Annotated in this window: 16 protein-coding genes; 10 read left to right on the top strand and 6 right to left on the bottom strand. The window is 41.1% G+C overall.

The features are described 5' to 3' along the window. Positions 1–207 precede the first annotated feature (207 nt). Entirely contained in the window at positions 208–792 is a 585-nt protein-coding gene (locus FD725_RS09940; RefSeq protein ID WP_179047978.1) for a hypothetical protein, read from the top strand. Positions 793–962: 170 nt separating this feature from the next. Here the strand turns inward: FD725_RS09940 and FD725_RS09935 are convergent, their stop codons facing one another. Continuing rightward, positions 963–1,904 (bottom strand): N-acetylmuramoyl-L-alanine amidase, encoded by a 942-nt coding sequence (locus FD725_RS09935; RefSeq protein ID WP_179047977.1) that lies wholly within the window; start codon positions 1,902–1,904, stop codon positions 963–965. Positions 1,905–2,209: 305 nt separating this feature from the next. Further along, positions 2,210–2,389: a chlorophyll a/b-binding protein gene (locus tag FD725_RS09930; RefSeq protein WP_179047976.1), complete on the bottom strand. Its 180-nt coding sequence runs from the start codon at positions 2,387–2,389 to the stop codon at positions 2,210–2,212. Between the two features lie 181 nt (positions 2,390–2,570). Between FD725_RS09930 and FD725_RS09925 the strand changes: the two genes are divergently transcribed. From FD725_RS09925 to infC, 3 genes are all read left to right on the top strand, one after another. Continuing rightward, the gene (locus FD725_RS09925; protein WP_179047975.1) at positions 2,571–2,810 is read left to right on the top strand and encodes a hypothetical protein; all 240 of its coding nucleotides are present in this window, start codon (positions 2,571–2,573) and stop codon (positions 2,808–2,810) included. Positions 2,811–2,871: 61 nt separating this feature from the next. Beyond that, a complete protein-coding gene (locus tag FD725_RS09920; RefSeq protein WP_179047974.1) occupies positions 2,872–3,117 on the top strand; it encodes a hypothetical protein in 246 nt (81 codons plus the stop codon). Between the two features lie 217 nt (positions 3,118–3,334). Then, entirely contained in the window at positions 3,335–3,769 is a 435-nt protein-coding gene (gene infC / locus FD725_RS09915) for a translation initiation factor IF-3 (protein WP_372726711.1), read from the top strand. A gap of 135 nt (positions 3,770–3,904) precedes the next feature. On the opposite strand, the gene FD725_RS09910 is transcribed toward infC, so the two are convergent. From FD725_RS09910 to FD725_RS09895, 4 genes are all read right to left on the bottom strand, one after another. Beyond that, positions 3,905–5,173, bottom strand: a complete 1,269-nt coding sequence (locus FD725_RS09910; protein WP_179047973.1) for a nucleotidyltransferase family protein — start codon at positions 5,171–5,173, stop codon at positions 3,905–3,907. A 349-nt stretch (positions 5,174–5,522) separates the two neighbouring features. Further along, on the bottom strand, positions 5,523–6,407 hold the full coding sequence (locus tag FD725_RS09905; protein WP_179047972.1) for an alpha/beta fold hydrolase: 885 nt from the start codon (positions 6,405–6,407) through the stop codon (positions 5,523–5,525). 16 nt (positions 6,408–6,423) lie between these two features. Further along, entirely contained in the window at positions 6,424–6,921 is a 498-nt protein-coding gene (locus FD725_RS09900) for a HugZ family protein (protein ID WP_179047971.1), read from the bottom strand. A 223-nt stretch (positions 6,922–7,144) separates the two neighbouring features. Then, on the bottom strand, positions 7,145–7,783 hold the full coding sequence (locus FD725_RS09895) for a Uma2 family endonuclease (RefSeq protein ID WP_179047970.1): 639 nt from the start codon (positions 7,781–7,783) through the stop codon (positions 7,145–7,147). A gap of 393 nt (positions 7,784–8,176) precedes the next feature. On the opposite strand from FD725_RS09895, the gene FD725_RS09890 reads away from it, so the two are divergent. From FD725_RS09890 to FD725_RS09865, 6 genes are all read left to right on the top strand, one after another. Continuing rightward, the gene (locus FD725_RS09890; RefSeq protein ID WP_179047969.1) at positions 8,177–9,658 is read left to right on the top strand and encodes a CIA30 family protein; all 1,482 of its coding nucleotides are present in this window, start codon (positions 8,177–8,179) and stop codon (positions 9,656–9,658) included. A 213-nt stretch (positions 9,659–9,871) separates the two neighbouring features. Continuing rightward, positions 9,872–10,213 (top strand): hypothetical protein, encoded by a 342-nt coding sequence (locus FD725_RS09885; RefSeq protein ID WP_179047968.1) that lies wholly within the window; start codon positions 9,872–9,874, stop codon positions 10,211–10,213. A 324-nt stretch (positions 10,214–10,537) separates the two neighbouring features. Further along, positions 10,538–14,167 (top strand): chromosome segregation protein SMC, encoded by a 3,630-nt coding sequence (gene smc, locus FD725_RS09880; protein WP_179047967.1) that lies wholly within the window; start codon positions 10,538–10,540, stop codon positions 14,165–14,167. Between the two features lie 58 nt (positions 14,168–14,225). Next, complete coding sequence (locus FD725_RS09875; protein WP_179047966.1) at positions 14,226–15,203, top strand: PRC-barrel domain-containing protein; 978 nt, start codon at positions 14,226–14,228, stop codon at positions 15,201–15,203. Positions 15,204–16,009: 806 nt separating this feature from the next. Next, positions 16,010–19,021: a peptidase domain-containing ABC transporter gene (locus FD725_RS09870; RefSeq protein ID WP_179047965.1), complete on the top strand. Its 3,012-nt coding sequence runs from the start codon at positions 16,010–16,012 to the stop codon at positions 19,019–19,021. A 138-nt stretch (positions 19,022–19,159) separates the two neighbouring features. After that, a complete protein-coding gene (locus FD725_RS09865) occupies positions 19,160–20,719 on the top strand; it encodes an HlyD family efflux transporter periplasmic adaptor subunit (protein ID WP_179051492.1) in 1,560 nt (519 codons plus the stop codon). Positions 20,720–20,827 lie beyond the last annotated feature (108 nt).

The following is a 20,827-nucleotide window of genomic DNA, read 5'->3' as shown; positions in this document are numbered from 1 at the left end:
GCGTAGCGGTAGCGAGCTTGCGAGCGTCAGGGACTTGGTTTGTATAGCCACGATTTCTAATCGCTAGGGCTAGATGTGAGTTAAGTAAAAAATCAGACATGAGATTTTTGCAACTACTCCTTTACATTATTTAATTGGTTCACTGTTGCATAAAATACCCAAAAGGGATTAATAAGAGGGGATAAATTTGTTGCTTTCACTAAAACTATGCAGTATCCACTAGAACTTACCTTTAAATTTTGGGCATTAGCACCGCAAATATCTGTTGTTGATTCTCAAGACAATTTGGTTTTTTACGTTAAACAGAAATTATTTAAGCTAAAAGAAGCAATTACGATTTTTGCCGATAGCGATCAGACTCGTCCCCAATACTACATCAAGGCTGACCGGATCATTGATTTTTCCGCCCGTTATGAGTTCACTGATACCAACGGTACTAATATCGGTGCAGTCAAACGACGTGGTTTAAAATCTATTTGGCGCGCTCGCTATGATATTTTTGATGGCGATAGTACTACTCTAAGTATTCAAGAACAAAATCCTTGGGTAAAGATTGCCGATGCCTTGTTTGCAGAAATCCCCGTTGTTGGTTGGTTTACTGGGTATGTGTTCAATCCGGTTTATGAGGTGAGCCGGGCTGATGGTACAGTGGTGATGCGGTTAGAAAAAATTCCTACTTTCCTCTCTAGAAAGTTTACCATTAAACCAATTGATCAAATCAGCGATCGCGAAGAACAGCAAGTTTTACTCAGCTTAATTATGATGCTGCTATTAGAACGAAATCGAGGATAGTCAAGATAATTCGTAATTCGTAATTCGTAATTAAAGAGGGATAAAGCTAACACCAAATCAAAGATTTGGTGGACTAACCTTTGAGTTCTCGAAGTGTAAAATTAGTGGGGTCTTGTACCCACCACTGATTGTAACTACGAATTACGAATTACGAATTCTTTATTGCGTTCCTAGCCAATTAATTTTTGCCAACTCATTGGCCCAATAATCCCATCAGCTAGTAAGCCATTCTGCCTTTGAAATCTCTTAATTGCTGCTTCTGTTTGTGCGCCATAAATGCCATCAACATCAACGCCTACACGATATTGCAAGTATCTGACAACTGGGCCACCCGCGTGATTTGGTCTGATGATTCTTTTTGCTAAAATCAAATTCAGAGCATTCCATGTTGCTTCACTGACAATTCCTGTTTGTTCCAATCCCACAATACCTTGAAATTTTTCAATCACAAATTTTGTTTCGGCGTTGAGTTGGCTATTTTCTACTAGAGACTTGCCATTTCTATCAGTAATTTTCAGCCGATTTAATGATTTTTGTAATCGCAAAACACTTGTATCGACATTTTGTTCTTCATCTGGTACAGAAGGTACAGGAGTAGTTGGTATTTTACCTGTTAATCCTTTGACAATTGCGTTGGCAGTTGCTTCTGGATTAAACAAGTTCATATCTTTTTGAGAATCGATGAAGCAACATTCTACTAGGATTGCCGGCATATTGGTATTCCGGAGGACAAATAAGTGAGAACCACTTTTAACCCCACGATTGAAATATCCTAGTTTGATCACTTCCTCTAATACAGGTTGAGCAATTTTTCGGCTGGTATCACTGCCTGCGAAGACTTCTGTACCGTTAGCTTGTCCATTAAAAGCGTTGAAATGGATGGACACAAAAACTTCTACTTTGCTAGCATTGGCTTTATTGCATCTTTGGGAAAGTGAATCTTTGACTGAATCAGCCCGATCTGGTTTACATGATATTACTTCATGACCTAAAGCTTTTAGTTTAGATATTACTCTATTGCCTACATCTAAAGTTAGATTGTCCTCAAATTTTATGCCTCTAGCGCCTGTATCTGGTGGGCAATTGTGACCAATATCGATGCCATATCTCATAATATTTAGCCTCAAATGATGTTCTCAATAATTCAACATGATTGCTATTGCTGATCTTCAGTTCATTTAATTGCTATTACAGAAAAACCTGAGTCACATACTACTATATACAAATCTTTGATGACATAATTTCTTATTTTAACAAAAAGCGATCGCTTACTTTTGCAGGTAAGCGATCGCATCTCAATCTAGAAATTCTTGAATTAAAATAAAATTCTGTTGAATCTGTACATTTGTGTGCTTAGTAAAAATGATTTACTAATACACAGATGGCATTCTGATTGTTGGTAAAAGCCTACATCTATCTAGAGGATACCCCAGAAATGAAGAAAGCCTTGACCAGAAAAGAATTCAATCAAAATGATAGATAGAAAGCCCAGCATGGCGAAACGACCATTCCAATTTTCACTTTGAGGAGTAAACCCAAAACGTACAGAGTTGGGGCTATCTGCAACGTTGGGTGGAGAATTCTTGAAACCTGACATGAGTAAAACTCCTTAGTTCAAGTAATGTAACAGTTATCACTGCCTGTAAAGTAATGTAACAGATTTTCAAGAAAGCGCAACATTTGCTGAATACAAAACTAAAAAAAGTAATTTGCTAGAAAAACCGGCACAAATCTGCAAACTGTGAGAATATAAAGAAAAGCTTAAGAGGAAAAGACTCATGGTAACTGCCAAGGTGATGCAACAACTCTGGGCTATAATTGAGTCTACGCAAGTTAGTACCTTGCTTCAGTTTGACGATACAGCTTTAGTGAGATTGCTCTTCCAGCAGTTAAAGGTAAAGCAAGGACTAGATCATACTTGTGAAGACAGCAATCTCAATAGTTACATTGAATCCAAGTTACCACTAATTCGTGATACGGCTGAAAGCAGACTATCCATTGAAAAAGATAATCATTAACAGAGAAAAACCCAATAATTACCGACATTAAGCATATTTAAGCGAGTTAAACCAAACTAATATGACGAATCACTGGCTAGAAATTGCCCTAGTAGCCTATCTGATTGGAGCTGCAATTGAAGGGGTAAGTACAGCCAGTCAGCTATTTCATTCCATGCCAGAACTAACGAAAGATTCCCAAAAGCCATCAACAGATCCCACAAATCCACCAAGCTTTAGTTGGCGAGTCGTCGCGGTTATTTTATCAGTTAGCCTTTGTGGGGCTTGTTTTTGGCCTTGTCGCTTACTCCACCGTTCTTTGAAGTGAATTAAGGTGAGAGGACAGAGGCTAGCTGCTTTTTGGGTGAGGCTACACTGGACTGACAATTTTGTATTAATACATCATAATTTTTCTCACCTTCATCATTGACATTGTGTTACCTTGGCATTAATGGCAACATCAAATATTGAATAATTGAGAGGAAATCATTATCGCCGTCCAAAAACAACTAATTAACTCCCAAATCAAGTCAAATCAAGTCTTCTTGATTGACCATGAGAATAATAATCGTGGTTTGATTGATACTTACGAAGCTCTACAGATAGCTGAAAGTGTAGAACTTGACTTAGTTGTTGTCTCCCAAGACAAAGATATTCCAGTAGCCAAGATTCTCAACTATGGTAAGCTGCAATATCAAAAGAAAAAGCGTCAGGGACATAGTGCTAGACCGACAGTCAAAGAAGTTCGGTTTCGGCCAAATGTGGGGGCATCCGATTATAATTTACGTATCCAGCAAGCAATTCAATGGTTGAGTAAAGGCGATTCCGTAAAATTTGCTGTTCGTCTACGGGGTAGAGAAAATCAGTACCGTGACAGCGCTGGAGAATTACTAGATCGTGTTGTCAATGATCTCAGTCAAGTAGGTAAAGTCCAGTCTCTAGATAAACGCGCGCTAATTGTTCAAGTTATGCCCGCTTAAAAGTTTGCCATACCTTTATTACACCGACTAATCCCGCTTCCACGTTTTATATACATGAAGTGACGTAAAGTAGAGACGTAGTAGAGACGTAGCACTGCTACGTCTCTACTGTGGTATGATGGCGATCGCATCGCATTATTTTTGCTCGCCCAGAATAGCAACACACCATGCAAAACCGCGTTTTAAGGGTGTTAATCCAAATTTAACTATCAATCGAATTGGGCGAATCACATAGTAAAGTCCAGACAGCCAGGATGGTAGTGGTAAAACTACGTAATCTTTATCTTTTGGTGTCATGGCAAATTGTAAAATAAATATACACAACAAAATTTTATGTTTGAGGCTTTCCATAATTCGGAAATGAAAAGCTAAACGCCAAGACCAAAAAGACCTTTCAATCACATCTACAGGTTGGTCAATTTCACTAAAAAGTCGTTGTTTAACCTCGGCAACCAATACCTCAATCATCGGATGATTGCGAATCTTTTGCTGAATTTCTGCTGGCAGATTAATGTTTTGCAGATTTTGCGCTAGACATAATCCCAGTAACAGCATTCTCTCACAACTGTGTTTTTGGGCTTGTTCCCACAGTTGTGTCCATTGAATTTCTGGATGAACTGAGATTAATTCAGCTATGTCGCAAATCCAAGATAGCTTTTCCCACAAATCTTTACAACCATGTATGCAGAGGTACAAAACTAAATCTTCTAGTGAGAAATGGGGGATGGCGTTTCCACCGAAAGATACAGGTTGTTGACGTTCCCACAAATCATCAAAATCTGGTTTGTAAGGGAAGTAAGTTGGGGTTAATTCCCAGTGTAGGTCTATTGCTACCCTACCATCTTCACTGATAAGACTATATTCGCAAAATACTTGTTGTAATTCTTGTCTTGTTTCAGTTAAGTAATGTTCTGGTTGATATTGCTGTGATTTAAGTAGTTCTATGACTTTGGGGATGTCAGATTTTTTGACTAGAATGTCTAAATCTCCAAATTTTCTGAGAACAATATCACCATAAGCTGCTATTGCTAAAACTGGCCCTTTGAATGGTATGGCACGTATATTGTTAGCTTCTAGAAACTTCAGGATATTGATCAGTTTGTGAGCGAGAAATAGATTATTCAGCGTCAGTTTTTGACACTCACCATGTAAATAAGTAAAGACATTTGGCGGTACTTGTTCTGGACAAGTATTTTTTAAATTATTGTAAAGAAGTGGTTTTATCCTATGATGGGTTGCCATTTTGATGACATAAACCCAGTTTATTTCTTGCTGTAATAGAGCTTTAATTCTTAATTCTTTTTCTGGTTGAAGATGATTTCTAGCACAGCATAGGAGTAGTTCTATTTCTTTATCTAGATATACAAGCTGTGTTGGCGTAGATATTGGCGATAGTGTGATCATTTTTGGTAAAAATTACTGGCTGATTTGTCACTATAGGTAAAACACACTTAAGGACTCTTTTGATATATAGCTATTCTCAGTTAAGTGAGGTATGGAATTTTTTTTAAACGCAGAGGGACGTGGAGGAAAGCGCTGAGGGACGCTGAGGTTTTTTCAGTTTTGTTAGCGGTGTACTCATCACCTCATCAGATTAAAAAATGCTATGGCTATCATGTCATCTATGCTTTTTTGGCACATTTAATTATTTCATCATTAAATAACCTGTTATGTAAAAATTCGGTAAAAATTTTGTCGGGCAAATACTTAATCAAGACTATTGATAAATTAGTGATAAAAGATACATGAGCAGTTAAAGATGGCGTTGCAATAGACCAATGATTACTTCAGGGAGTTCTAAATGAGGTAAGATGCCTGTCTGAGCGATCGCATAAAATTCGCTGATGGCACTGGGATTTAAGCTGGCTAAACGCCTGCCTAATTTAAGATTGGTAAATTGTGCCTTTTCCCCCCAAAAGAAAACTGTAGGTGTCTTGAGTTGCTGAACATACAAACTCAAGTCAAAGTAAAGATCACCTTTAAGGAATGACAAAGCGGCAAATTTGGCATTGGGTTGTTGTGCGGAGGCTAAATAAGCCTGCACCATCTCTGGAGAAACACGCTGGGGACGGGCAAAGAGGAAACTTTGGAGAAAATTCTTTACCGCAACTTCATTTTCTGCCCCCAGGTGATAAATTATATCGTCTAACACTGGTGTATTGATCACGGATAGTGGTAGTCTACGTCCTGCACCTTGACCGAAATCATCAAATCCAGAAGGACAGACTAAGAATAGTGATTGGAATAAATTTGGTTGGCTAATAGCTAGACGGATAGCGAAAGCAGCCGTCAAAGAAGAAGCGATAACGGGGATAGGTTGAGTACAAGTTTGGCTGATAAATTCGGCGATCGCTGTGAGATAATCTTTAATCTGGTAGTCCCGAATGGGATGGGCCGACTCTCCCCAGCCGATTAAATCAGGGGCAAGAATACGGTGGCTAGGTGCAAAAGCTGGATAAACTTTTGACCATTCATAAGCAGAAGCACCACCACCAAAATTGTGTAAAAACAATAATGGGGGTAAATCTGGCGAGTCGTCATGCAACCAGGGTGCAGCCGTTTGGGTGTAATAAACCATTGCCCCCAGGGATGTGTAGATGACTTTATGCCCAAAGCCAGGAGGTTGAAACTGAAGCATAAAAATGTATCTTTCCTTATTTCCCATCTCCGGTAATTTGCACCAGTTGATCGAGGCGATCGCCACTTATGTGATATGCTCCTCCAAAGCCGATGACAAAACGACCTTGACTAGGAGTGAGGCAAAAAATCCGAAAGTCAGCCAAACCCCGCAACACTTCGATAATTTGACCAAAACGTGCTTGAAATTGCTCAACAACTTGCTGCCAAATTTCTGACTCACGCTCAATCAAACTAGCTGTACAATCAAAATTCAACCGCCGACGAGCAAAAATTTGATTTGTCTTCCCCTCATCTTCAATAAATAAAACACTTACCAGAGGATTAGCTTGAATATTTTGTGTATGCGTTGAAAGACCACTAACATAAATATATATATTTTTAGCCTCATCCATTACAAAGGGAGCATAACTACCATTAGGGATTCCCTGTTCGCTAATTGTACTAATAATTACACTCTCAAACTCTTGGATAAAACCTGCATACTCAGCTTGAGCTTTTTCTATTTGACTCATAAGAAAATATCTGTTTCACCAGTTACTAGGCTACCACCTTGGATTTTACTTCTCCCACATCGTCTTTTGTTACCCTTTCACTCAACTTCTGCGCCAATGGAAGCAGCCACTTTTTCTTTTATTGAAAAATAAAAACTGGGATGCACTCTGCGTCAATTCCCGTGCTGCCTCATATGGCTTTCAAATAACCACAACTGACTCCCATCCGAAATTAAAGCCAAAATTAGATATTATCCCGTACCCAATTTCTCAAAGCTTGAATTGCTTGGGTTCTACCAGAAACTTGACTCTGTTGGACGTATTGATTTATTAGCTCAATTATCGGAATATCTGGAAAAGTAGGACTAAAATTTGACTCTACATACTTTCCAGCTTGCAAAACATTAATTTGTAACCCTTGTTTTCCGTATCGCCAAAGTTCTGGTACTCCCAAAATTTGGTAATTTTCCAATTGCGTACGAGAAGTTAAATCAATTTCTATAGCTAAATCTGGGGGTGGGTTGATACTCATATCGAGGCGATTTTTACCGATAACTGCCGCTTGATTTTGAATGTAAAAACAAGCATCCGGTTCGACGGCTTGAGTCATACCTTCATTTTTCAAAGTTGTCGAACCCAAAGACTCAAATGCAATTTGTCTTGCCTCCAATAAAATTTTTACCATGTCGCCAATAATTTCTTTGGCTTTTTCATGTTCGGGTAAGGGAACCATAATTTCTAAAAAACCATGACTATAGGAAATTTTGGCAGCGCGATGCTCTCCTAATTCTGCCAAAATATTCTCAAATTGCTGCCAGCTAACGTCCTCAAGTAACAGTTGCTGTCCCGGTTGAATCCTCAATTGTCTTAACTCTAAAAGCATAAAGATTCATCCAAATTTTTTACTACAATATCCTTCGGTAAACTTTATAATCTTTTGCTGCAAATTATCAATTTCTAGCTGTTTGTCTACACCTATATTTTCACGAATAACTTCTCATAATGCACAAATTGTAGGCTTTCCAGGGGCAATTTCTCCAGATAATACCAGATAATATCAGTTCGTTTACCATTTGACAGCGATCGCGTGCATTAGCAAAGTCTGGTAAATTCTGTACAATGCGGGTAAGGCGTTGGCAGTCAGGTGTGGAAGCTGTACGGTATTCCCTACTCTCTACTCCCTATCGTTATTATGTAACAAGATAATTAAGAAGAGGACGCAATTAAGTATCTATTGCCTCTGTCAACCAATGAATTTAATTTTGTGCAACTACTTATGGCTGATCAAAATCGTTCTCAATGGGACTTGGGCAGATTTATTCAAACTTTGACATACTTCGAGGTCTTTCCTTGTTTGAATTGGATACAACAATTAATCCAAGGTCGTTCTCAGGATAGTCAATTGCCGACTGATAGAGATAAAAACATGGGTGTAATACTAGTAGCTGGTGCAACAGGTGGCGTGGGGAGAAGAGTAGTCAAACGATTATTAGCAAGAGGAGAAAAAGTCCGCGCCCTTGTCCGAGATATTGAGCAAGCACGTACAATTCTTGGTCATGATGTAGACTTAGTAGTAGCAGATATTACTAAACCCGAAACCTTAACACCTGTAGTTTTCAGCAACATCCAAGCTGTTATTTGTTGTACAGCAGTTCGTGTGCAACCAGTAGCAGGAGACACCCCAGATAGAGCCAAATATTATCAAGGTGTGAAATTTTACCAACCAGAAATTGTTGGTGATACTCCGGAAAATGTGGAATATCAAGGGGTAAAAAATTTAGTTCAAGCCGCAGCCGCATATTTAACCCCAACTAATGAAAAACTCATATTTGACTTTACACATCCATCAACAGAATTAAAAAATATCTGGGGGGCGCTAGATGATGTGGTGATGGGTGGTGTCAGTACTAGCAATATGCAATTAGGAGAAAATACCGCTTTGTTTGCTGGTAACGTCTCCACTGCTAATTCTGGAGGATTTGCTTCTGTCAGAACCAAAAACTTTGAACCACCTTTTAATTTATCTGGTTATGAAGGTGTGAAATTGCGCGTCAAAGGCGATGGCAAACGTTATAAACTTTTTCTCCGCACAGATACAAAATGGGATGGTCTGGGATATAGCTATTCTTTTGACACTATAGCTAATACTTGGATCAATGTTCCCATTCCTTTTAATGAATTAGTTCCTGTCTTTCGTGCCAAAACTGTCAAAGACGCACCACCAATTGATAGTAGTCGAGTTAATTCTTGGCAGTTGATGTTGAGCAAATTTGAATATGATGGGGCGTTAAATCCTCAGTTTTCTGCCGGCAGTTTTGCGTTAGAATTGGCATCAATTAAGGCTTATGGTACAGCAAGTAAACCAAAATTTGTACTTGTTAGTTCCGCCGGAGTGACTCGTCCAGGAAGACCAGGAATTAATTTAGATGAAGAACCCCCAGCCGTGAGGTTGAATGAGCAATTGGGGGGAATTTTAACCTGGAAATTAAAGGGAGAAGATAGTTTAAGAGCAAGTGGTATTCCTTATACGATTATTCGTCCTTGTGCCTTAACTGAAGAAGTAGGTGGTAAGTCATATATTTTTGAGCAAGGAGATAATATTAAAGGCAAAATCAGCCGTGAGGATGTAGCCGAACTCTGTGTACAAGCGTTACAACAATCAAAGGCAACAAATGTCACGTTTGAAGTGAAGGAAGGAGTTGATGTTGCTCAATTCATTGATTGGCAACAGCTATTTTCTGAGTTAAAACCTGATTAATTGAAGAAGAATTCAGGAGTCAGAATCAAGACGTTAAACCCAGTTAGTAATTCAAACGCTTGATTCTCGCTCTAAGCGTTCGCATAGCATTCGGGTTAGCGTCTCTAAAAGAGAAGGCTTTACGCTGCGCTATCTGCCAGTTACACAGAATTCAATTCTGACTCCTGAATCCTGAATTCTATTTTATATCTCTATTCCCAAGGAGTAGATAAGATGTTACGGAGATTATTATTTGCTGGGATCTTATTCATGATTATTTGGTTGGGCTTGCTATCAAACCCGGCTGCATCACAACAGATTGAATCTCGCCTCAACAATTTGCAGGCTGATTTTAATCGTGTGCAATCACGATTAAGTCAAATCGAATCGCAACTGAATCAAAATCGTCCACCTTCTTCTGCACGCACAACAATTACAGTGCCATCTGGTTCTAGAAGAAACTTATCTCAACAAGATAGAGAGCGAATGTTTGATCGTCTTGCTACTCTGGTAGTGGAATTAAAGCAACAAGTGAATAAATTAGAGGAGCGAGTGTCTAAAATAGAATCTCGGTAAGGGGTTGTGGAAAAAGTTAAAAAATATACTCATAATCCCTCTCTCAGCCTATCTCCTCGTCGGTAAGAGGCTGGGAAAACTTAGTTTTTTCGGGCAAAATGAGGAATATCTCTGCTTCTGTTTGCGTCAGAGAAGGATTGGGGAGAGTTTTAGGTTGATTTAAACTATACCAATTGCGACAATTCACTGTTAAACTCTGCTTACCTCTTTTGTTTCTCTGGGCTTTGGTGTGACAAAAATCCTAAATTCTTCGTGCTAACCTATTGCGAAATTTTAATTAATTGATACACTTGTTCTTCATTGACTTGAGTTAACCAGCACTGCATGGTGCATATTAAGCGCGTAGAACTTACCAATTTCAAATCCTTCGGCGGTACTACCTCAGTCCCTTTACTGCCGGGTTTTACTGTCGTCTCTGGGCCGAATGGTTCGGGTAAGTCTAATATATTGGATGCGCTGCTGTTTTGTTTGGGACTTGCCAGTTCTAAAGGGATGCGTGCCGATCGCTTACCCGATTTGGTGAATAATAATCAAACGGCTAAAAGTCGGGCGGCGGTGGAAGCTAGTGTGACGGTGACGTTTGATTTGTCGGATTTGATAGATGCTAATGATCAAATGTCGGTGGTGGAAAATGATGAAGAATTATTACAAGAATCTCCTGAACAACCGTTAAATGGTAATGGTCATCGGATGACTGATTGGAGTGTCACCAGAAAGCTGCGGGTAACTTATCAGGGGACTTATACATCGAATTACTATATCAATGGGATTTCTGCAACGCTGACGGAGTTGCATGAGGAATTACAAAGGCTGCGGATTTATCCTGAAGGTTATAACGTAGTATTGCAAGGGGACGTGACTAGCATTATCTCGATGAATGCCAAGGAACGCCGGGAAATTATTGATGAGTTGGCTGGGGTAGCCGCATTTGATCGAAAAATTGTCCAAGCTAAGGGAACTTTGGAAGAAGTCAAGGATAAGGAAGATAGTTGTAAGATTATTGAGTCTGAATTAACTTTACAACGCGATCGCCTATCGCAAGACCGAGCCAAGGCGGAGAAATATCAAAAGTTACGGACGGAGTTTTTACATAAACAATCTTGGGAAGCAGTTTTATCTTGGCGTTCCCTGCAAGCACAGCAAGAGAAGTTAGTAGGGGAAATTCAAAGTGGCGATCGCCATTATGGCGACCTGACTACTCAACTGGCAAGCCTGAATACAGAAATCGCTCAAAAGACGGCTGAGTTAGCCCAACTCAATGCCCATGTCAAAGCGATGGGGGAGGAGGAACTACTGGCGGTACAATCTACTCTAGCTACCCAAGAAGCAGAACGGAAACAACTCCAGCGTCAGCAAACGGAATTAGAGACGAGTTCTCAAGAAACTGCCAGACGGTTAGCGCAAACACAGCAAGATATTCACCAACATCAGCAAGGTTTGGGTGAAATTGCTCAAGCACAGGATTTAGAACGACAATCTATTATCTATTGTCAGCAACAACGGGATGAAGCACAACAAGCTTTGGCAAAGTCCCGCGAAGCCGCAGCCGAAATTGCTTCCGCCTCGGAAGCTTGGGTACAGCAGCAAACAGCTTTAAATCGGCAAATTGAGACTTTGTTGCAAACCTTGGAACCGCAACGCACAGAACAAGCGCAACTGAGGGAACGGAACAACCAGTTAGAACAATTGATTCAAGAACAAACTCAGTTAATTGCCACTATAGAACCCCAATTGGCAGAAAAACAAGCTGAGTGTGAACGAGTAGAAGCAGAATTTAATCTCTCTAGCGAACCCATCCAAGATTTAGCTCAAAATCTCGCCGCTACAGAACAGGAATTACAAATTCAACAAGATACTCAAAAGCGACTGTTGCAAGAACAACGGGATAAACAACGACAGCTAGATAGACTAGAAGCACAAGCCCAAGCACAACAAGAAGTCCAAGGAACCCAAGCTAGTAAAGTGATTATTCAATCGGGAATGCCTGGGGTGTGTGGTTTGGTGGTACATTTAGGACGAGTAGAACCCCGCTTTCAATTGGCGTTAGAAATTGCGGCTGGGGCGCGGTTGGGACATATTGTAGTGGAGGATGATGGTATCGCCGCCGCCGGTATTGAACTACTTAAACAAAAGCGGGCGGGGAGGGCGACATTTTTACCATTAAATAAGATTCAGTCGCATAAAATTACCCAAGATGCGACGCTGCGGTTAGCAAATGGTTTTGTTAATTATGCGGTGAATTTGGTAGACTGCGATCGCCGTTATAAAGATATCTTCAATTACGTTTTTGGTAATACCGTCGTCTTCGCCAGTTTAGAAACAGCGCGGAAAAATCTCGGCTTATATCGCATCGTTACCTTAGACGGGGAATTGTTAGAAACCAGTGGGGCTATGACTGGTGGTAGCAGTAATCAACGTTCCTCATTACGATTTGGCAATACAGAAGCAGCAGAATCAGACGAAGCAATTGGTTTAAAACAACGTTTAACCGATATAGATCGAATTTTAAACCGTTGTGGCGATGCGATCGCCTCTTTATCCACAAAAACCAAACAACTATCTCAACAACTTACCGAAACACGTCAAGCACGACGGGAACAGCAGTTGCAATTAGAACAGTTGCATAAGGATATTAAAAGTTTAACCGGGCAATTAGACGGGACGCGATCGCAACTCACCCAAAACACCGAAAAATTCACCACATCTCAATCTCGTCTACAAATATTAGACCAAGAATTACCAGGACAAGAAAGTCAATTACAACAGTTACGCCACACCTTAGCTGAGTTGGAAGCCTCCCAAACCCCTAGTGAATGGCAACAAATCCAAGCAACAATTAAAACCCAAGAACAACAATTACAACAACGGGAAACCGCCTTTAGAGAAGCCGAACAAAGATTACAAAATCTGGAAAATCAACAGCAACGTTTACAAGAACGCATCCAAGAAGCCGAACAACGCATCAACCAATATCACCAAGAACAACAAACCCAACAACATCAACTCGCCTCACTCACCACTCAGCACTCAGCACTCAGCACGCAAATCACCCAAACCCGCACCAAATTAGGCGAATTGGAACAACATCTGGGTGAAGAGAAACAAAAACGCGACACAATTGAACAAGAAGTGCGATCGCATCTCCTCCGTCAGCAACAATTAGAATGGGAAATCCAGAAGTTAGAAGAAACCCAACTCAAGCGCCGGGAAGATTTAACCGCCTTACAAAATCAACTGCGAGAATTAGCGACAGAATTACCTAACCCTTTACCAGAAGTCCCCGACAAAGTAGACTTAGAAGAATTGCAAAAAGAATTGCGATCGCTCACCAAGCGTTTACAGGCAATGGAACCTGTGAATATGCTGGCCTTGGAAGAGTACGAACGCACGCAAAAGCGTCTAGAAGAACTCTCACAAAAATTACAGACACTAGAAGCAGAACGCACAGAATTACTGCTACGCATCGAAAACTTCACCACCTTACGCCAAAAAGCCTTCAAGGAAGCATTCGACGCTGTCAATGAAAACTTCCAGTCAATTTTTGCCACCCTCTCTGACGGTGACGGCTACCTCCAACTCGACAACCCAGAAGATCCTTTTATCAGTGGCTTAAACCTAGTCGCCCATCCCAAAGGCAAACCAGTCCAAAGACTCGCTTCCATGTCTGGAGGCGAAAAATCCCTCACCGCCTTAAGCTTTATTTTTGCCCTACAACGCTATCGCCCATCACCATTTTACGCCTTTGATGAAGTAGATATGTTTCTTGATGGGGCAAACGTCGAAAGATTATCCAGAATGATTAAACAACAGGCACAGCTAGCCCAGTTCATAGTTGTGAGTTTGCGCCGTCCGATGATAGAATCAGCCGAACGCACAATTGGCGTTACTCAGGCGCGGGGAGCTTATACTCAAGTTTTGGGAATTAAGTTACAATCCACGAATACATCTGCTTGAGTTTTTGTTAATAATAGTGTATAGATAAACCGGATTCGAGATCAGGACTCCGTATAGAATGACCTCTGAGCAAATAATTAGACGTTCCGACATATTAAACACCCAAGTGATTACCCGCGACAACGGTAAGCGGTTAGGCATTGTCAGTCAAATTTGGGTGGATATCGATCAAAGAGAGGTTGTGGCTCTTGGTTTACGAGACAGCCTGATCTCTATCTCTGGCCTACCACGTTATATGTACCTCAACAGTATCAACCAATTTGGTGATGTTATCCTGGTTGATAACGAAGATGCCATAGAAGATATTGAGGTAGAAGCCCTCAGTAACCTGATTAACTGGGAAGTAATTACAGAAACAGGTGAAGTTCTAGGTAGAGTCCGGGGCTTTAGATTTGCAGCCGAAACAGGTAAACTGACTTCCATTATCATTGCTTCCTTGGGAGTCCCGCAAATTCCCGACCAGTTTTTAAGCACCTACGAAATATCCATAGAAGAAGTAGTCAGCACTGGCCCCAATCGCTTAATCGTGTTTGAAGGAGCCGAAGAACGAGTAAATCAGTTAACAGTCGGTTTACTAGAACGCCTGGGTATTGGTAAAGCCCCCTGGGAAAGAGATGCAGAAGAAGAATACGGCTATTCTGCCCCCCGCGCTGTTTCCCCAGCCAATCAACTTCCCAGTGGCGTACCCCTACAGCCACCCAAGCCCAAAGTCCGCACCCCCGAACCCGTGGCTGAGGAAGAATGGCATGAAGATTATATCGAAGAAGAAAGACCACAACGCCAAGTCATGAAGGCGCGCCAGTACGAATCGATTCAATACGAAGAAGACGAAGAAGACAACTGGAGTGAAGCCACAGACAAGGACAGATATCAACAGCCTCCATCCCAACCCTACACTAAACCTTACAGCAACGACTACGATGACTATGACGATGTCGAAGGTGATGCTTGGGAAGATGCACCACCACAGCCAGTAAATATTCCCAAGAAAGTGAAAGAAAGACAACCAGAATATGAAGAGGAAGGCGGATATTAACGCTTAATTCCGAAAAAATGACATAAATGTAGAATGTAGATTTTTATGGGGGTTTAGCAATGCTAAACCCCTATTAGTATTAGTAGGTTGGGTGGAGGCTTTGCGTAACCCAACATGATCTGAGGAACCCAATGTATATCCTAGTGTTAGAGGACGTTGGAAAAGTCTGTTTGTTTGTCATGTTGAATGCAGCGTAGCGGAATGAAACATCTCGGTATGTGCCACAAAACCTAGATTCTTCCTGACGCTCCGCTCCAGTCAGAATGACATTTTTATACCTACTGAAACTTTTCCAACACCCTCTTAGGTCACGCTACCACTACACTCAACCGAGAATTTTTGAGCAACCGTCGAACTCAAGCTATTTTAATTATCTCCGTGTCTCTGTGCCGTTGTGGTTGATTAAAGAATAACTGACAAATAATTTAATAAATTTTCAAGAATTCAGATAAATTCCAGTACTGACCTAGCAACAGGCGGATTAACAATACTTTTATCCGTAGTTGACGAAAATTAAGTGGATTTTTCTAACTAATTTTAAGCGTACTAAGTATTTCTTGGTAAGCAAAGTTGTGATATTTTGGATTTACTTATAAACTCACAGATATTTTGTATACGTATGTAAAGATCGCCAACCAACTAGATATCAGATTCAAACAGTTTGAATAACTAAACAAAAAATAGGTGAAAGATAAACAAAGATTTAGCCTTGGTTAAGAACTAATAAAGTTTTATGCAAATCAAAATTTAAGAAAAATTGCGTTTTTGTCTGCCGACAGTAGATAAACTATTTAACTGAAGTAAAAATGACATATATTAAGAGCGATTTTCAAGAATTTATCTGCCAACTGGAAGGATTCGACCAACTCCCCAGTACAGAAATTAGCAATTTACTAGAGCAGATACAGGCATTTCGCTATCGCATTGGACAAAAAATCATTGGCAAAGAAAGAGTCCCCGACAAAGTCACTATTATTTTTGAAGGACAGGTGCGATTGTTGGGATTCGACCCACAAACGCAAATGCCCAAAACCTTGACCTTGCTGCAACCAGGGGAGATGATTGGGGAAATTGGCTTGTTACGGAATGTAGCTTGTGAGACAGCAACTGCCTCAACTGAAGAAATCATTGGTTTAACATTCAATACAACCGACTACCTACGTTTACTCAGAACCTATCCCGCATTTGCACTCTCACGCCAAAACCACAGTCATTTAATCGAAGTTTTTGATGTATTAGCTGCCCAATTAGCACAGCAAGCTAATGTCGTTACCAACCTCGACGAACTAGCTACACAAGCCCTGAAAAATGCTAAAGTCCAATACCTCCAGCCAGGCAGAACCTATTTCAACCAACTTGATAGAGAAAGTGTTTGGTTCGTCAGTGGTGGTACAGTCATCAACTTTCCCATCGGTTCTCGCCTAGAACCCAGTGATGGTAACTTAACCATTGAAGTCAGAGGCGAAAATCCTGCCCGTTTAATCGGTCTTGACCCAGCAGATTTATCATTGTTGGAGAGTACTCCACAACCAGTACCACTGGCTGTTCACGATCCCCAAGTACCGGTAGACGACGTTATAGATATTCCCTACGCTACAGAAGAAGACTTTTCTCAAGCAAATTACTCCCAAGACAACGGCAAACAAAAACGCCAAAAATTTCCATTTTTCCGTGGTAAGGGCGAGTTAAATTCTACCTTCGCCTGCTTTCAAATGCTGGCCAAGCACCTACAAGTCCCCCTACGCAAAGAAGTTGTCCGGCGGATTTTAAATGAGCAAATCAAACGCCAAGGCAACATCTCATTTCCAGCTTGCGCCTACCTATCAGAATTAATTGGACTCAAAGCCCATTTAATAGACTTACCCGCAGCAGCAATTACCCGCATCCCCACCCCAGCCCTAGTGCGTTATGGAGATGGTTTTGCTGTTCTCTATGCAGCCGATAGCCATAATGTAGTTTTAGGTGTGCCATCTCAAGGGATTGTCCGTTGTAAACCTGCTCAAATAGTCGAGCATTTAGAGGTTCTAGAAGGCAGCTTCCCCCCACAAATCAGGGTACTGATGGTATCTGCCACCAAAGAAACACCCCAAGAACGCTTCGGTTTACGGTGGTTTCTGCCCTATCTATCCCGCCATCGTCGAGTCCTGATCGAAGTATTTATCGCTTCCTTCTTTGTGCAATTAGCAGCCTTAGCCAACCCCCTGGTGATTCAGCTAATTATTGACAAAGTTATCGTCCAAAACAGTATCAGTACTCTCAATGTTTTGGGAGTATTGCTATTAGTAGTAGGGATATTTGAAGCCGTACTCACCACCTTGCGGACCTACCTATTTGTCGATACCACCAACCGCATTGATATGGGTTTGGGTTCGCAAATCATCGATCATTTATTACGATTACCCCTGCGCTACTTTGAAAAGCGGCCTGTGGGTGAATTATCTACCCGTATCAACGAATTAGAAAATATCCGCCAGTTCTTAACTGGGACAGCTTTAACAGTAGGATTAGACGCTGTATTTTCCGTCGTTTATATCATCGTCATGCTGTTTTACAGCTGGCAACTCACCCTCGTTGGTTTAGGGACAATTCCCATTTTCGTCATTATCACCTTAATAGCTTCCCCGACTGTCAGTAGACAGTTACGAGCCAAAGCGGAACGCAACTCAGAAACTCAGTCTTATTTAGTTGAGGTGATGTCAGGCATTCAGACAGTCAAAGCCCAAAATATTGAACTGCGATCGCGCTTCTCTTGGCAAGAACGGTATGGTCGATATGTAGCAGCTGGTTTCAAAACTGTCGTCACCTCAACCCTCGCTAATTCCACCAGTAATTTCCTCAACAAACTCAGTAGCTTATTAGTCTTGTGGGTGGGAGCTTATCTGGTACTGCAAGGAGAATTAACTTTAGGGGAATTAATCGCCTTTAGAATTATCTCTGGTTACGTCACCAGCCCGATTTTACGCTTGGCACAACTCTGGCAAAGCTTCCAAGAAACAGCCTTATCGCTAGAACGACTAAGTGATATCGTTGATACACCCCAAGAAGCCGAAGTTGATCGCTATAATATCGCCTTACCAGAGATTCAAGGAAATATTACATACGAAAATGTCTCCTTCCGCTTCGCACCGAGCGGCCCCTTACAACTAGCCAACGTCAATCTAGAAATTTCATCAGGTCAATTTGTCGGTATCGTCGGTCAAAGTGGTTCCGGTAAGAGTACGATGATGAAATTGCTGCTCAGACTGTATGATGTCGAGTCTGGCCGCATCTTGATTGATGGTTACGACATTGCCAAAGTAGAACTCTATTCACTGCGGCGACAAGTCGGTGTCGTTCCCCAAGAGACATTGTTATTTGACGGGACAGTCCAAGAAAACATTGCCTTGACAAACCCCGATGCCACTACCGAAGAAATCATCGAAGCTGCCAGAGTCGCCGCCGCCCACGAATTTATTATGAGCCTACCCAACGGCTACAATACCCGCGTGGGAGAACGAGGTGCTGGACTTTCTGGGGGACAAAGACAGAGAATAGCGATCGCTCGTTCAGTCTTACAAAGACCAAAACTCTTAGTTCTAGACGAAGCAACAAGCGCCCTAGACTACCCCACAGAACGACAAGTCTGCCTCAACTTAGCCAAAGCCTTCCAAGGTAGCACAGTATTCTTTATCACCCACCGCCTCAACACCGTCAGTCACGCCGATAGCATCGTCGTCATGGATGGAGGGAAAGTTATAGAACAAGGTAGCCACCAAGCACTAATGGCAGCCAGAGGACATTATTTCTACTTGTATCAGCAACAAGAAGTGAATTTGTAGATTGTCAATGGTCAATGGTCATTAGTCATTAGTCAATGGTCAATGGTCATTAGTTCTACACTCAGCACTCCCTCACCACTCCCCCACTCCCTCACTCAGCACTCAGCACTCATTACTCCCGCCTACCCGCAAAATCACATGACACAAATTAATGGCAACGGCAAGCATAATCAAATCGTCAAGGCTAATAACCAAGTTTTGACAGATCAAACTAAAGCTTCTAATCAAGCTTTAGTCAAACTTGACGAGTCTAGTTTTGAGCAGTCAGTTGTGCTGCGTCAATCTCCCATCTGGTCAAGAACAATTATGATTACCTTGATGGCTTTAGCTTGTGTCGGTATTGCTTGGGCATATTTTGCCAAAATTGAACAAGTAATACCCGCAACCGGTCAACTAAAACCAGAGGGAACAGTCAAAGAAGTGCAAGCACCGGTGAGTGGTGTTGTCAGACAGGTGTTTGTCAAAAATGGTCAAAAAGTTAATAAAGGAGACTTGCTGTTAACCTTTGAGACTGTAGCCACCGTTGCTCAATTAGAATCTTTAAATAAGATTCGTCGGGCCTTAACTCAAGAAAATCAGATTTATCGCCGCTTAATGGCAGCAACTTCTGGTATATCCTCGGAACGAGAATATTTAAACAGTGGCTTGCCACAAGATACAGCTTTTCTCTTAAAAAGTCGGGCAAAATTAGTTGCCGAAAATGATTTATTGCGGACTCAATTAAAAAACTCCACCACAGGTGTCGGTTTAGATGATGATCAACAACAACAACTACAAGTAGCTAAGACCGAATTAGATTCCCGCGCCGCCGCCGCACGTCTGGAAGTATCAAAAACTCGCAAACAGCTAGCACAAACAGTAGTGAAACTTGCAGATACTAGAGCTAGTTTAGCTATTCAGCAGAGTATTTTAGACAAGCTGAAAATCTTAGCTGAAGAAGGTGGTATCTCTCAACTACAGTATCTCAATCAGCAACAAGAAGTCCAAAACAAAACTGCAGAAGTCGCTCAATTAGTAGAAGAAGAAAAGCGCTTACAATTTGATATTGAAAAAGGTCAGCAACAATTCACCAATACCATAGCAACCTCTGATAAAGCCATCTTAGAACAGATAGCTAATAACAAACAACGCATTGCTGATATTGATAGCCAATTCATGAAAGTCTTGCTAGAAAACGAGCAAAACTTAGCCGATATTAATAGCAAAATTTCCCAAACTCAGTTGAATTTAAAATATCAAGAATTACGCGCGCCAGTTGCCGGCACAGTTTTTGATTTACAAGCTAAAAATCCTGGATTTGTCGCTAACCCAACTCAAAAACTACTACAAATCGTTCCCAACGAAAAATATATTGCGGAAGTTTTCATCACCAATAAAGATATTGGTTTCGTCCGCAAAAATATGAAAGCAGACGTGAGAATTGACTCATTCCCTTTTAGCGAATTTGGTGACATCAAAGGCATAGTAGATGATATCGGTTCAGATGCCTTACCGCCAGATGAGACACATAAGTTTTATCGTTTTCCAGCCACAATTACTCTAGATAAACAATCTTTAGACCTGAAAAATAGAAGAATTTCCTTGCAATCTGGGATGTCGATTAGTGCCAATATCAAGGTTAGAGAAGAACGGACTGTGATGAGTTTGTTTACAGAGATGTTTACCAATCAAGTTGATAGTTTGAAAGGAGTACGTTAAGAAAGTAAGGAGTGGTGTTAGTGGTGATATAGCGGTTCTCGTTCACGTGAGGTACACCCGTAGGGGCAATTCATGAATTGCCCCTACACCTTGCAATATAATTTTGTA

It is taken from the genome of Nostoc sp. TCL26-01, from assembly GCF_013393945.1.
Lineage (GTDB): Bacteria > Cyanobacteriota > Cyanobacteriia > Cyanobacteriales > Nostocaceae > Trichormus.
Note: the sequence above shows the minus strand (reverse complement) of the source record. Positions and strands in the feature narration are given on the sequence as shown.